The sequence below is a fragment of the Legionella sp. MW5194 genome, from assembly GCF_016864235.1.
GTDB lineage: Bacteria > Pseudomonadota > Gammaproteobacteria > Legionellales > Legionellaceae > Legionella_C.
Genome location: NZ_CP045732.1, coordinates 986,398 through 999,787 on the forward strand (window position 1 = coordinate 986,398; position 13,390 = coordinate 999,787).

Consider the following 13,390-nt stretch of genomic DNA (forward strand, 5'->3'; position numbering starts at 1 on the left):
ATGTCAAAGCATCCAATGACTGTTAAGGGCGCCGAAGCGCTGAAAAGTGAATTGCATCGTTTGAAAACTGTGGAGCGCCCACGCATTGTGGAGGCCATTGCCACGGCGCGCGCCCATGGCGATCTGAAAGAAAATGCGGAATACCACGCCGCCCGTGAACAGCAGAGTTTTAATGAAGGCCGTATTCAGGAACTGGAAGCCAAATTATCCAATTGCCAGATCGTGGACATCAGCAAGCTGTCTAATCAGGGCAAGGTTGTTTTCGGCGCTACTGTCAAAGTCTGCCATCTGGTGAATAATACGGAAATCTGTTACCAGATCGTGGGCGAAGACGAAGCAGACATCAAATTAAATAAAATTTCCTACAGCTCACCCATTGGCCGTGCGCTCATTGGAAAACAAGTCGACGACACCGTGGTGGTTCAAACCCCGGGCGGGACCGTCGAATACGACATCATTGAAGTGCATTACGTCTCTGAGTAGCGTTGAATCAATCAAGCCCACTCCCAACATTCTCTGAGGGAGAGGGCTGGGATACTCCCCTCAAGGCAGGAAATAGAAAGGATTTGGCAGTTTGAATTCTTTTTTGGCAAAACCACCCATCAAGTCACTGTATTGATCGCCAATGGTGGCAATGATGGTATAGCCTTTCTTACTGATTAACTCCCGGGCGTGGGCTTTAAAAGGCACAATGGATTGTTGCTGGTAATTGTCGGGACGAACATACAGCCCAGCCCAGTGTTTATACCCTGCCTTCCGTAAATTGGCTTCAGTGGCCTTCAATTCCGATTGATTTCTTCCGGTGACGAAAAACACCTTGACGCCATGCTCAATAGCCTCTTTGTAGAGCGCGAGCATGGGCTTAATGGCCGGTGCCCTGGCTTTCAGAATTTGCTGATGGATGGCCTGACGGTCAGCGGTAAAATCATTTTTAATGATGTCATCGTAATTGCTGAGGCTGGTTTCATCGATATCCAGCACAATGGCCAGCTTTTGTTTAATCGCATGATGGTTGTTGGCTTTGACCTGAGCCATGATGTAGTCGTGCGCCCTGGCAATCGCCTGGGTGAGTTCCTGGTTATAAATACCGGAATCATGGTAGGTCCTGATTTCATTTTTTACAATGCTTAAGTTCGGCGGTTCAGCGAAGACTGAGGGCGTGAGTGAAAGAACAAGTGAAAAAGACAGGAACAACTTCAGGAAAAAGGAAGACACGGTGTTCATCATGATCCTAGCAAATCAGGGTGAGCGTATTATATAATGTGAATTTTGTTTGTCAATTGCACAATATGATTTCATTAAGGTCATATTCTTGTCAGGGCTGTCCTCCTTCTTACAGGATGGCCTGCCTTGCGGTTATCACGATAATTTCCTTCAATGTCATCTTAAAATGAGGTATCATTGCGCATTTGCTTTAAATAGAACTAATTTGGTACTATATTAAAGGTAGCCAAAAGCGAATTAAGACCTATTTGGTGCTAGATTATTTGATGTGGGGGTGGTATGCTGCGCATCAGCAAATTGGCCGATTATGGAACAGTCATGATGGTGTATCTTGCCCGGCGCGCCCCGGCGCTTTGTAATGCCAGGGATATTGCCCAGCACACGCACATCGCTGTTCCCACGGTCAGTAAGTTACTCAAACGGCTGACGGCAGCCGGTTTACTCACGTCTGTACGCGGCGTGAGCGGAGGATATCGATTAAAGCTTGCAGCTTCCGAGATATCCGTAGGACAGATTATCAGTGCTCTGGAAGAGCGGCTTGGTTTAACCGAATGCAGTCTGCAGCAGAATGTCTGTTCTCTGCAAAGTGTGTGTCACATACAGGGCAATTGGCGGTTAATCAGCCAGGCAATCGAAGCGGCGTTGGACAGTGTCAGTCTCGAAGTACTGGCAAAACCCACGCTGCCCGCGGTGGAACTTGACCGCATCAGGCAATTAGCAAGTGGAGTTAGTCATGGCTAAAAGCAACGAACAGATTCATTCTCTCCTTGAAAGGGAATACCAGCACGGCTTTGTAACCGACATTGAAGTCGATACCTTCGAACCGGGTCTCAATGAAGAGATCATTCGCCGTCTGTCTGCGATTAAGGGGGAGCCTGAGTTTTTGCTTGAATGGCGTTTGAAAGCGTTTGAATACTGGCAAAGCATGCCGCATCCGGAATGGGCAAGCGTTCACTATCCGCCGATTGATTATCAGGGTATTTCCTATTATTCCGCGCCAAAAAACAAAAAGGACGCGCCGAAAAGTCTGGATGAAGTTGACCCTGAATTGCTGCGTACCTATGAAAAACTCGGCATCCCCCTGCGTGAACAGGAAATGCTGGCGGGCGTTGCTGTCGATGCGGTGTTTGACAGCGTGTCTGTGGCTACGACGTTTAAGGCCAAACTCGCGGAAGCCGGCGTCATTTTTTGCCCGTTTTCCGAAGCCGTGCGCGAATACCCCGAACTGGTGCGCCAATACCTGGGCTCTGTCGTGCCGTATCGCGATAATTTTTACGCGGCTCTCAATTCCGCCGTGTTCAGTGACGGCTCGTTTGTGTACATCCCCAAAGGGGTTCGCTGTCCTATGGAATTATCCACGTATTTCCGCATCAATGCCGCCTCCACCGGTCAATTTGAACGGACGCTGATTGTGGCTGACAGTGACAGTTACGTGTCGTATCTTGAAGGGTGTACTGCGCCCATGCGCGATGAAAACCAGCTGCATGCGGCCGTGGTAGAACTGGTGGCCCTGGATGGCGCACAAATTAAATACTCCACCGTACAAAACTGGTATCCGGGCGATAAAGACGGCAAGGGTGGGATTTACAATTTTGTCACCAAGCGCGGCGCCTGCCGGGGAAAACGATCGAAAATTTCCTGGACGCAGATTGAAACCGGGTCAGCCATTACCTGGAAATACCCCAGCGTGATTCTGCAGGGGGATGATTCGGTGGGTGAATTCTATTCGGTCGCCCTCACCAATAATTGTCAGCAGGCAGACACGGGCACCAAGATGATTCATATTGGCAAAAATACCCGTTCAACGATTATTGCCAAGGGCATCAGTGCCGGGCGGTCTCACAATGCCTACCGTGGTCTGGTCCGCATCGCGCCCACGGCTGTCAATGCACGCAATTTTACCCAATGCGATTCCATGCTGATGGGGAGTGAGTGTTCGGCTCATACCTTTCCTTACATTGAGGTAAAAAATCCCACCGCGCAGCTTGAACATGAAGCGACCACCTCCAAAATCAGTGAGGAGCAGTTATTTTATTGCCAACAACGTGGCATCGATACCGAAGATGCGGTGTCAATGATCGTCAATGGTTTTTGTAAACAAGTGTTAAAAGAGTTACCCATGGAATTCGCCGTCGAAGCGACCAAATTGCTGGGTATCAGTCTGGAAGGGGCAGTAGGCTAATATGTTAACCATCAAGAACTTAAATGTTGCCATCAACGAGCAACCGATTTTAAAAGGCATCGATCTGGCGATTCAGGCCGGGGAAGTCCATGCCATTATGGGTCCAAATGGCTCAGGAAAAAGCACGTTGTCTAAAGTGTTGGCCGGTCATCCGGCTTACCAGGTCACGGGAGGCGAGGTAAGCTACCTGAATCAGGATTTGCTGGCCATGAGCCCGGAAGCACGCGCTCAGGCGGGTGTCTTTATGTCGTTCCAGTACCCGGTTGAGATTCCCGGCGTCACCAACATCAACTTTCTGAAAGCCTCGGTGAATGCCGTACGCAAAGGCCAGCAGAAAAACACGCTGGATGCCATTGAGTTTTTAAGTTTTATCCGCGAAAAATGCCAGCTGCTGGACATGGATGAAAGCTTCCTGTACCGCAGTATTAATGAAGGCTTCTCCGGCGGTGAAAAAAAACGCAATGAGATTTTGCAGATGGCCGCCCTGGAGCCCAAACTGGCCATTCTTGATGAAACCGATTCAGGATTGGACATTGATGCCTTGCGCATTATTTCACAAGGGGTCAATGCCATGCGCTCTCCCGAGCGTGCAATTATTTTAGTGACCCACTACCAACGGCTGCTGGATTACATCGAACCCGATTTTATCCACGTTCTGGCCAATGGCCGTATTGTCAAATCCGGTGACAAGTCGCTTGCGCTCGATCTGGAGAAAAAAGGATACAGCTGGCTTGAGGAGACGGAGCAGGTATGAGCGAGGTGTTAAATTTTTATCAACAGCAAGCCCAGGCTAGCCTGTCGCCCATTGCCTGGCTGGCTGATTTGCAGAAGAAAGCCTTGCGTGATTTTACCCGTCAGGGATTTCCGGCAAAGCACCAGGAGGACTGGAAATACACCAGCCTTGACGGCTTTTTGCAGCAGCCTTTTACTGAAGCCGGTGCTTCTTTTCCCGCTGTTGACACCGAGCGTTCAGAAAGCCCCTGTGCCCTGCGTCTTAAGGTGTACAATGGTCACGTTCTGGGTACCGAGGCCCTCGCGTCGCAATTACCGCCCGGGATGAAGGTGCAATCCCTGCAGGATGCCTTAAAGACCAATCCTGAGCATGTCAAACCCTGGCTCGGTCAAATCGTGCGCCATGAGCATGGCTTTCAGGCCTTGAATTCCGCCATGATGCAACGCGGTGTGGTCATTTACCTGCCGGCAGGTGTCATCCTTGAAGAACCCTTGTTCATTGAACATTGGCAGGATAATGAACATCAAGCGGTGCATACCCGCCAGTTGATTATTGCCGAAGCGGGCAGTGAGGCCACGGTGGTTGAGTGTTTTCAGGGGCGTTCAGGCCGCTGTTATCTCAGCAATGCCCTGACGGAAATCCATGTTGATTCAGGCGCTCGTCTGACCCATTATAAAATTCAGAATGAAAGCCGCGCGGCTTATCACGTCGGTGAAGTGGTCGCTCACGTGGCCGCTCAGGGGCAATTCAACAGCCAATCCTTAAGTGTCGGCAGTAAAATGGCGCGCAGCGATACCCGCATTACCTTTAAAGGGAAAAACGCACAGGCGTTGATGAATGGCATTTACATGACCTCGGATAATCAGCATGTGGATCATCACACGGTGGTGAATCATGAGGTGCCTGATTGCCATAGCGAACAGGATTACAAAGGCATTCTTTCCGGTCGTTGCCGCGCCGTATTTAATGGCAAAGTCATTGTTGCCAAAAACGCTCAGCATACCGAAGCGCATCAGCAGAACAAAAATCTTTTATTGTCTGCTCAGGCTGAAATCGATACCAAGCCGCAACTGGAAATTTTTGCGGATGATGTGATTTGCTCGCACGGGGCAACGGTAGGGCAGTTGGATGAAGACGCCTTGTTTTATCTGGCCACACGCGGCATTGAGCGTTCAGAAGCCGTTTATTATTTAATCCATGCGTTCGCTGCGGCTAATTTACGCTTGATTCCCCATCGTCAATTAGCCGACTGGATGGCGGCGCTCATCAGTCAACAGTTGAGGGCTTTGTCATGAATACCACCGCTGCCTTGATGAGTGATCTCGAATTACAGACGATACGGTCTCAATTCCCCATTCTTCACCAGAAGGTGAATGACTGCCCTTACGTGTATTTTGACAATGCCGCCACCACTCAAAAGCCCAAAGCCGTCATTGAGGCCATGAACCATTACTACACTCAGGACAATGCCAATGTGCATCGCGGCGTGCACACCCTTTCCGCGCGCGCCACCATCCAGTATGAAGCGGCACGCAGCAAAGTCCAGCGTTTCATCAATGCCAGCGCGCCGCAGGAATGCATTTTTGTACGGGGTACAACGGAAGGCATCAACCTGGTTGCCCAAAGTTATCTTCGTCCGCGCATTGCCGCTGGCGACGAAATTCTGATTACTCACATGGAACACCATGCCAACATTGTCCCCTGGCAAATGGTTTGTCAGCAAACCGGGGCTCAATTGCAGGTGGCGCCCATTTCCCAGGATGGGGATGTGCTCCTTGATGAATTTGAAAAAAAATTAAACCCCAAAACCCGATTGGTGGCCATCAGCTATGTATCCAATGCGCTTGGCACCATCAATCCAGTGAAGCAGATGATTGACATGGCGCATGCCCACGGCGCATTGGTGTTGCTGGACGGCGCGCAGTCGACTGCGCATTTACCCATTGATGTACAGGATCTGAATTGTGATTTTTATGCGTTTTCCGGTCATAAAATGTACGGTCCAACCGGCATTGGCGTAGTGTGGGGCAAAGAGCATCTGCTGAATGACATGATGCCTTATCAGGGCGGCGGTGAAATGATCCAGTATGTCACATTTGAGGCCACGGAATACGCTCCCCTTCCTCATAAATTTGAAGCAGGCACCCCAAACATCGCCGGCGTGATTGGTCTGGGTGCGACCCTTGATTACCTAGGGTCTCTGGATATGGAAGCCATTGCCGCCTACGAGGCTCATTTATTGGCGTATGCTACCCAGGCGGTGCAGTCGGTTAAAGGGTTCAGGATCATTGGCACTGCCCGCCATAAAGTGCCGATTGTGTCCTTTGTCCACGGAAAAATTCATGCCCACGACATCGGCACTATCCTTGACAGCGAAGGCATTGCCGTTCGCAGCGGCCATCATTGCGCGATGCCGTTAATGTCCTTTTTTGAGGTGGCGGCCACCTCGCGCCTGTCGTTGGCATTTTATAATACCAAAGAAGAAATTGATCGTTTTGCCTGTGCGCTTGAACGCGTTAAAGAGGTGTTTGCATGAGTATGGAGCTGCGAGAGTTATATCAGGAAATTATCATTGATCATAACCGTAATCCAAGAAATCATCATGCGATGGACGATGCGACGGCGACCGCTAACGGTTTTAATCCCCTGTGCGGCGATAAACTGACCCTGTATCTGAAAGTGGAAAATGATTGCCTGAGGCAATTGAGTTTTGTGGGCTGCGGTTGTGCCATTTCTCAGGCTTCTGCCTCACTGATGACCGAAGCGTTGCAGGGAAAAACAGTTACCGAGGCGCATGAATTATTTCAACGCTTTCATGCCATGGTCACCCGGGACGAGGATGGCGATTTAAGCTCTCTGGATAAACTGGCCGTTTTAGCCGGTGTCAGGGCTTACCCCGCCCGGGTCAAGTGTGCCACCTTGGCCTGGCATACGCTGGAGTCGGCATTAAACAAAGAGACAGTGGTTGTCAGTACGGAGTAGGCCATGTTTGGTTTTAAAAAAAAGCAGGACCTGGATGTGTTAAAGGACAATGCCATTGCTGCCCTAAAAACCGTCTATGACCCTGAAATTCCAGTCAACATTTATGATTTGGGATTAATTTATGATGTCAGTGTTGATGAGGAGCATCACGTTCATGTCAAAATGACACTGACGACGCCAGGCTGTCCGGTGGCCCAGACGTTTCCTGGTACGGTTGAGCAGGCAGTGAACAAGGTGGAAGGCGTCAGCGATTGCACCGTGGAATTGGTGTGGGATCCCCCCTGGACTCAGGAGCGAATGACCGAAGCGGCGCGTCTGGAATTGGGTATTTTTTATTAAATGACTACCCAAGACGAGACTGACATCCGCTGGCAACCGTCGGCTGATCTTCATCTATTGCGAAAACGTGCACAGGCCATGCAAGGCATTCGTGATTTTTTTCATCATCGAGGCTATCTCGAAGTGGAAACACCCATCATGTGTCGCTTTGGCATTACCGACGTGTACTTAAGCAATGTGCTGGCAACCTTTAGAAATAAGCCGTATTGTTTGCAGACCTCGCCGGAATACCCCATGAAGCGTTTGCTGGCTGCCGGCAGCGGCCCGATTTATCAGTTAGCCCGTGTTTTTCGCGATGATGAACTGGGGCGCTGGCATAATCCGGAATTTACTTTGCTGGAATGGTATCAGCCGGGGATTGATCATCATGCCTTGCTGACTGAAGTCGATGCGTTGTTGCAACGGATTTTATCCTGCCCGCCCCTGATTAAAAAAACCTATGGTCAGGCTTTTCTTGAAACCTGCGGCCTCAATCCTTTTGAAGCAAAAATTGACGATTTCAAGTCAACCCTGACCCGTTTTCAACTGGACAACGTGCTGGATCAGGGAGAAGAAGACCGGGATCAATACCTGTTTTTGCTAATGAGTCATGTGGTTGAGCCTCAGTTGGGCCAATTGCTGGCACCGGTGGCCGTTTATGATTTCCCGGCCTCTCAGGCGGCATTGGCACAATTGAATGCGCAGGGGTTTGCCGAGCGTTTTGAAGTGTATTTTCGCGGCGTCGAATTGGCCAATGGTTTTCATGAGTTAACCGATGCCAGAGCGCAACAGCAGCGTTTTGAGCAGGATTTGGCCAGTCGGCTGAGCAAAGGGTTACCCTTGCCCGCGGTGGATAGTTACTTGCTGGCAGCCCTTGAACATGGCTTGCCACCATGCAGCGGCGTGGCCCTGGGCGTAGACCGATTGCTGGCTCTGGCGTTTAATCAACCCTCATTAGCCCAGGTCATGGCGTTTGATTTTTCTCGCGCCTAAGTGCGGTATTCTTCACGCAAAGCACTGGTGATGTCTGCAAAGCGGAAACGGTAACCGGCTTTAAGCAGGCGCGAAGGGATAACGCGCTGGCCTTTCAATACCAGCATCTCGCCCATTTCACCCAGCAACAGTTTGATGGCCAGGGCCGGTGTTTTTAAAAAAAGCGGCCGATTCATGGCCTTGGCCAGCGCGCGGGCAAATTCCGCCTGACTGACGGGGTTAGGAGAGGTGATGTTAATGGCGCCATGCAGGGCAGGATGAGCCAGCAAAAACCGCAGGGCCTCGACCACATCAAGGTAGTGTATCCAGGAAAGAATTTGAGTCCCGTCGCCAAAGATACTCCCCAAGCCTAAGTTAAACGAAGGAGCCAGCTTTTTTAGCATTCCTTCGTGGCGTTTCAGAACCACACCAAAACGGGTAATGGTGACTGGTAATTGAATATCATAGGCTTCATCCAGCGCCTGTTGCCAACGCACTCCCACTTCCTGCAGGTAATCTTTTGGATGTTGCTCATCAATCACACTGTCTTCATCGAAGGCCACGGGATCGCCATTTGCCTGCGCGCCATAAATGCCCACGGCATTGGCACAATAAAAATGAGGCGAGGCCTGCTGTTGTTTTATCCAGCGTATCAGCTTGTGCGTGGTGTCTACGCGTGAACGGATGATTTGCTGCTTAACGGTGTCACTCCAACGCGAAGCCCCGATGTTATGGCCACTTAAATTCATGACCGCATCAAATTCAGCCGCTGGCAAATTATCAAGCATTGACCAGTCTGCATGCGTCACGGAAGAGGGGAAAAGACGTTTCAGGTGGGCGAGGTCCCGGCCCAGAGCTGTGACCTGATGCTCGTTTTTAATGGCGTCAATCAACTGACGACCGATGAATCCGGAGGCCCCGGCAATCAGCAGTTTCATTGGTTACCCCCTTCATCCTTAAGGCTTTCAGTAATGGCTTCCCTCAAAGGCGTCAACGGCATAATCTGGGGGAGTGTGGTTTGCAATCGGTTAATCAGCAATCGTTTGGAAGCCTGCATGAATTCGCGCTTCATTTCGCTCGCGGCTTGCCAGATTTGCATAAAAGGCAAATAGGGGGCGGGAGGGAGATGGCCTATTTCAGCGGTCAGCCGTTGCAATTCCCCCATTTTATTGGGCTTGCCGTCAGCAATGTTTAAAGTCAGGGACTGGTTTATTGTTTCCCCCAGAGCGGCAAGGATGTTTGCCAAATCGCGCACATAGATATGATTCGTGTATGGTGCTTCATCGGGATTAATCAATGGGGCTTGCTCCAGTGCGCTGACTGTCGGCAAACGATGCGGACCGTAAATGCCGGCTAATCTTAAAATAAGGCAGGGAATGCGATGCTGTTGGCAGAAATCCTGCCATTGCTTTTCCGCATCCAGCCGTTTTAACTGCCGTGGCGACTGACCAAGACAAGCCGCCTGCTCGTCAATCCAGGCACCCTGGTGGTTACCATACACGCCGCTGGTACTGCAATAGATGACTTTGCCAACGGACAACTGCGCGTGCCGAAGGAATTGCTCAAGCAGTTTATCCGCTGTGCCGTCGGATGAAGGGGGAATAAAATAATAAAGCACGGTGTCTTGCTCAGACCAGGTCAGCCCCTGCTTAATGTCGTGATTTAAGTGCTTAAGGCCTGGTAATTGAGGCAGGGTTTGGTTTCGTGATAAAGCCACCACGTCATGGCCCAGATCCAGTAGATGCTTTGCCAGATAATAGCCGCAATAGCCATACCCGATGATTAAATGCTTCATGGAAGGAGTCGTCCTTATGAAAGGCCTGTTGAGTGAGTATGGTCACTATTATTAAAGGGCGGCAATGAGAATGCAATTGGATGAAGCTGTTTTATACAGAAATTGGAGCTGATTTTACTGTGCTTCAACTGCTGTGTCCTCATCGACGCCAAAACGGCAGAGGCTTTGAAAATCACACACCTGGCAGAGGCTCTCTTTGGCTGGTTTGGGGGGGCAATGGCCCTGGACAAATTCATCGGCCAGTGCGCTCAATTGCTGCCGCCAGCGCTCACGGTAGTCTTGCCAGGACTCCTCCTTTTTAAGGGAACGGAGGCCTGCCAGTTCCTGTTTCTCTTCACTTAAGCCCCGGCATTGCAACTGACCGTTTTTAAGCTCAGCCAATGAAATGGTATTGATGCTGTCACTGAGCAGCGCGTAAAGAAGCAATTGGGGTTCTGTGGGGCGTTCTTCATTCCAGGGGGTGCTTTGAATACTGCTTTTATAGTCAATTACCCAGTGTTTGCCGTTTTCCATTGTGTCCATGCGGTCAATGCGCACTTTAAAATCAATCCCCGACAAGGGCAGATTGAAGTTTTGCTCCAAGGCTTCTACCGCAAAAGCGGGGCGCTGCCTTTCCCATTCCAGGCTGGCATGCACGAGGCGTTTAAGGCGTTTGACTTCCACCGTCTGGACCAGGGGCGGGAAGGAGTGTTTTCTCACCCGCGTGTAAGGTTTAAGTGCCTGCTCGATCGCTTCTTCAATTAACTCATCCAGCGCTTCCGGTGTTTTACTGAGCAGGGATGCCTGATTTTTCAATAAAGTCCAGATGATTTCCATAACCCGATGAATGATTTGTCCCCTTTCCCGGGCATCGGGTCCATCGGAGACTTCTGTGGCCGCTTTGGCGTGAAGGCGATGGGCTGCGAACGCGCGGAAGGGGCATTTGGCCTGATTGGCCAGTAAGGCGGTACCGCCGGCAATGGATTCCCCCTCCTGGACCGGGAAAAGGTAATTGTCAGACACGCTTTCCAGGGCAGAGGGTTCAGCTTCAATCGCTGGTATGGAAAACGGCGCATAGGAAGGAATGCCTTGCAGCAGCGGGCTTGGCCGGTTGGGTTTGTCCTGTGTCTGGCTTGGATAGCTTAAGATACACTCTGCCGCTGCGTTGCGCAGTCTGTTTAATGTTTTTTCCGCCAAAGCAAACTCGCGGTCAGGCAGTGCGTAGGGCATATGCTTGTCCCGTTGCAGGGAAAGCGGAATAAAGGCAGACGGTCTTGTTTTCTGCGGCAGGCAATCTTCGGTGAGACCGCTGACCCACAGGCAATCAAACGCAAGCCCTGCCGCTTCCAGTAATCCCATAATCTGAATGGGGGCGGACGTGCTTTTTTGCGGTTGAAAAATGCTCCCTTTCGCTAACTCGGTCAACACGTTCAAGGCGTGCTTTTTTTGCATGGGGGGAGAAAGAAACTCAAGGGACTTAAACTCATCCAGCAGCAGCAAAAAACGCTGATAACATTGGTAATTTGCGGAATCCAGCGGGTATTCGCCGGGGAACTGCAACTGATTAAGCCGCTGATAAAAATGATGAACCCATTGCTGCGGTGTTGCGGCGGCAGGGTAGGGGTGCAGGTTTTTCAGCAGCGCAGCGAGTTTCGGCGTTTCAGAGGCCAATTCCTGAATGAACAGGGAAAAATCAAGCCGCATTTCCCGCAGCATCGTGCTGTGTTGTCCGTAGTGCGAGCGTTCGAGGAATTCACTGTGCGAATGGCCAACAAAAGGAGAGTACAGCAGAAGATTGGCCTGTTGACGGGTCAAAAGGTCAGATTCGAGGCTTAACCAGCACAGGGCATGGCTAACCAGGGAGTAATCAGTAAGGGTCCGTCCCAGCGACACATTAAAAGCATCGGCGGAAAAATGATCGGTCATTAGGCGGTAGAGGGCTTGCGCCTGTTGCTGCAAATCAGGAACAACCACGCCAATCCGCTGCTGGCCTCGGCTTAATTGTTCATGAAGCCAGTAAAGCAATTGCCGGTATTCATCGCCATTGTCTTTGGCTGCATAAACCCGGGTTTCATTATTCGATTGTAACCAGTCGACGTGATGCTGCGTGACTCCTCGGGCGGCAAAAGACACCTGCAAGGCCTGTTGCTGTGGTGTGTAATCGTCAAAACACGCCCAGACGAGGGTATCAGGCAAGGGGATGTTGACAGCCTGCGTCAAAAAATAAGGCACCCACTGCTCGGCTGTTATCGCATTAAGGGCATGCAGTCGCTGCTCCATCAGGGTTCGCCACTGCTGAAACAGACGGGTTTGCCCGGTGTTCTCAAAGGCAGGGTGCGGGTTGCCTATCTGCCATAAATGGCAACGGGCCCAGCTGTCCTGCACCTGTTGAATCAAGCCCTGGTTAGGGGCAGAGCCTAAGTGTTCGGTCAGAATCTGCTGCCATAAAAAACGGCATTGTTCCGTGCTTAATAAGCGCGGGACCGGGTGATTGCTCTGGGCAAAACGCGTATACAGAGACACCAGGAACGCTTGATAGGCAACACAGGCTGGCTTGGCCAGAACAGGGTATAAAGCCGTTGCGGCGTAGTCATTGAGCAATTGCATGGCCAGGCGGTTATTGGGGGTAATGACGCAGGCCCCCTCCGCCAGCTTAAGCAGCAGTTCCTGTCGATTATTGAGGGTCGTCATCCGTGGTCTTTACTGCCTTTGCTGCGTGAATTTGACGTTGTTCGACGGCTTTAATGCCCGGGATAAAACGCTGGTTAAAATAAAGGGCGGCCAGGGCAAGCAGGGGAATAAGCCATAAGCCTAAAACCAGCAGCATGGACAGGAAAATCACGCCAAAAATGACAAAATAGTCCTGCCAGTGCTGCACGCGGCTCATGAAGGCAGGATCGTAATAAGAGGTATGGAGAAAGGTGCCCAGGCTGATTGCCAACAGAATGAGGACAGCAATGAGTAAGCCCCAAAGTACTGCCCGCCACCAGCGGCCAGGTTGAGCCAGGATGTCGCCAAATACCGTCCCGGTCAGGGCGCCAAGGAATACGGCATAAAAAAGAGCCGGCAAAAGCGGCAGAATGTGACGTCCATACAAGCTTAAGACGGTGTATTTGGCAAAAAAAAGAAATAACAGGGCGAATACCCCAAAAAACACTGCCCCAATAACCCGGTTATTGAGCGATGATTGATTAGCCAATGGTTG

At 50.8% G+C, this 13,390-nt stretch carries 14 protein-coding genes; 9 read left to right on the plus strand and 5 right to left on the minus strand.

From position 1 onward, the window contains the following. Positions 1-483 (plus strand): transcription elongation factor GreA, encoded by a 483-nt coding sequence (gene greA / locus GH742_RS04655; protein WP_203456310.1) that lies wholly within the window; start codon positions 1-3, stop codon positions 481-483. A gap of 60 nt (positions 484-543) precedes the next feature. Here greA and GH742_RS04660 read toward each other — a convergent pair whose 3' ends face one another. After that, the gene (locus GH742_RS04660) at positions 544-1,224 is read right to left on the minus strand and encodes an HAD family acid phosphatase (protein WP_203456849.1); all 681 of its coding nucleotides are present in this window, start codon (positions 1,222-1,224) and stop codon (positions 544-546) included. Between the two features lie 279 nt (positions 1,225-1,503). Here GH742_RS04660 and GH742_RS04665 point away from each other — a divergent pair, with 279 nt between their 5' ends. From GH742_RS04665 to epmA, 8 genes are read left to right on the plus strand one after another with little or no spacing between them, the layout of a single operon-like run. Next, positions 1,504-1,965 carry an SUF system Fe-S cluster assembly regulator gene (locus GH742_RS04665; RefSeq protein ID WP_203456311.1) on the plus strand — a complete coding sequence of 154 codons (462 nt, stop codon included), beginning with the start codon at positions 1,504-1,506 and terminating at the stop codon, positions 1,963-1,965. After that, positions 1,958-3,406 carry a Fe-S cluster assembly protein SufB gene (sufB, locus tag GH742_RS04670; protein WP_203456312.1) on the plus strand — a complete coding sequence of 483 codons (1,449 nt, stop codon included), beginning with the start codon at positions 1,958-1,960 and terminating at the stop codon, positions 3,404-3,406. Before GH742_RS04665 ends, sufB begins: the two co-directional genes overlap by 8 nt. 1 nt (position 3,407) lies before the next feature. Next, positions 3,408-4,160, plus strand: a complete 753-nt coding sequence (gene sufC / locus GH742_RS04675) for a Fe-S cluster assembly ATPase SufC (RefSeq protein WP_203456313.1) — start codon at positions 3,408-3,410, stop codon at positions 4,158-4,160. Further along, a complete protein-coding gene (gene sufD, locus GH742_RS04680) occupies positions 4,157-5,434 on the plus strand; it encodes a Fe-S cluster assembly protein SufD (RefSeq protein ID WP_203456314.1) in 1,278 nt (425 codons plus the stop codon). The genes sufC and sufD overlap by 4 nt, the downstream gene beginning before the upstream one ends. Next, entirely contained in the window at positions 5,431-6,675 is a 1,245-nt protein-coding gene (locus tag GH742_RS04685; RefSeq protein WP_239005282.1) for a cysteine desulfurase, read from the plus strand. Before sufD ends, GH742_RS04685 begins: the two co-directional genes overlap by 4 nt. Continuing rightward, a complete protein-coding gene (gene sufU, locus GH742_RS04690; protein ID WP_203456315.1) occupies positions 6,672-7,121 on the plus strand; it encodes a Fe-S cluster assembly sulfur transfer protein SufU in 450 nt (149 codons plus the stop codon). Before GH742_RS04685 ends, sufU begins: the two co-directional genes overlap by 4 nt. A 3-nt stretch (positions 7,122-7,124) precedes the next feature. After that, a complete protein-coding gene (locus GH742_RS04695; protein WP_203456316.1) occupies positions 7,125-7,460 on the plus strand; it encodes an SUF system Fe-S cluster assembly protein in 336 nt (111 codons plus the stop codon). Continuing rightward, positions 7,461-8,432, plus strand: coding sequence for an elongation factor P--(R)-beta-lysine ligase (epmA, locus tag GH742_RS04700; protein WP_203456317.1), 972 nt, complete (start codon positions 7,461-7,463; stop codon positions 8,430-8,432). On the opposite strand, the gene GH742_RS04705 is transcribed toward epmA, so the two are convergent. The 4 genes from GH742_RS04705 to GH742_RS04720 form a co-directional block, all read right to left on the minus strand. Continuing rightward, the gene (locus GH742_RS04705) at positions 8,429-9,349 is read right to left on the minus strand and encodes a TIGR01777 family oxidoreductase (RefSeq protein ID WP_203456318.1); all 921 of its coding nucleotides are present in this window, start codon (positions 9,347-9,349) and stop codon (positions 8,429-8,431) included. The genes epmA and GH742_RS04705 overlap by 4 nt on opposite strands. Beyond that, positions 9,346-10,206 (minus strand): NAD-dependent epimerase/dehydratase family protein, encoded by an 861-nt coding sequence (locus tag GH742_RS04710; RefSeq protein ID WP_203456319.1) that lies wholly within the window; start codon positions 10,204-10,206, stop codon positions 9,346-9,348. The genes GH742_RS04705 and GH742_RS04710 overlap by 4 nt, the downstream gene beginning before the upstream one ends. A 114-nt stretch (positions 10,207-10,320) precedes the next feature. After that, positions 10,321-12,876, minus strand: a complete 2,556-nt coding sequence (locus tag GH742_RS04715; protein WP_203456320.1) for a PD-(D/E)XK nuclease family protein — start codon at positions 12,874-12,876, stop codon at positions 10,321-10,323. Further along, positions 12,860-13,384 carry a hypothetical protein gene (locus GH742_RS04720; RefSeq protein ID WP_203456321.1) on the minus strand — a complete coding sequence of 175 codons (525 nt, stop codon included), beginning with the start codon at positions 13,382-13,384 and terminating at the stop codon, positions 12,860-12,862. Before GH742_RS04720 ends, GH742_RS04715 begins: the two co-directional genes overlap by 17 nt. Positions 13,385-13,390 lie beyond the last annotated feature (6 nt).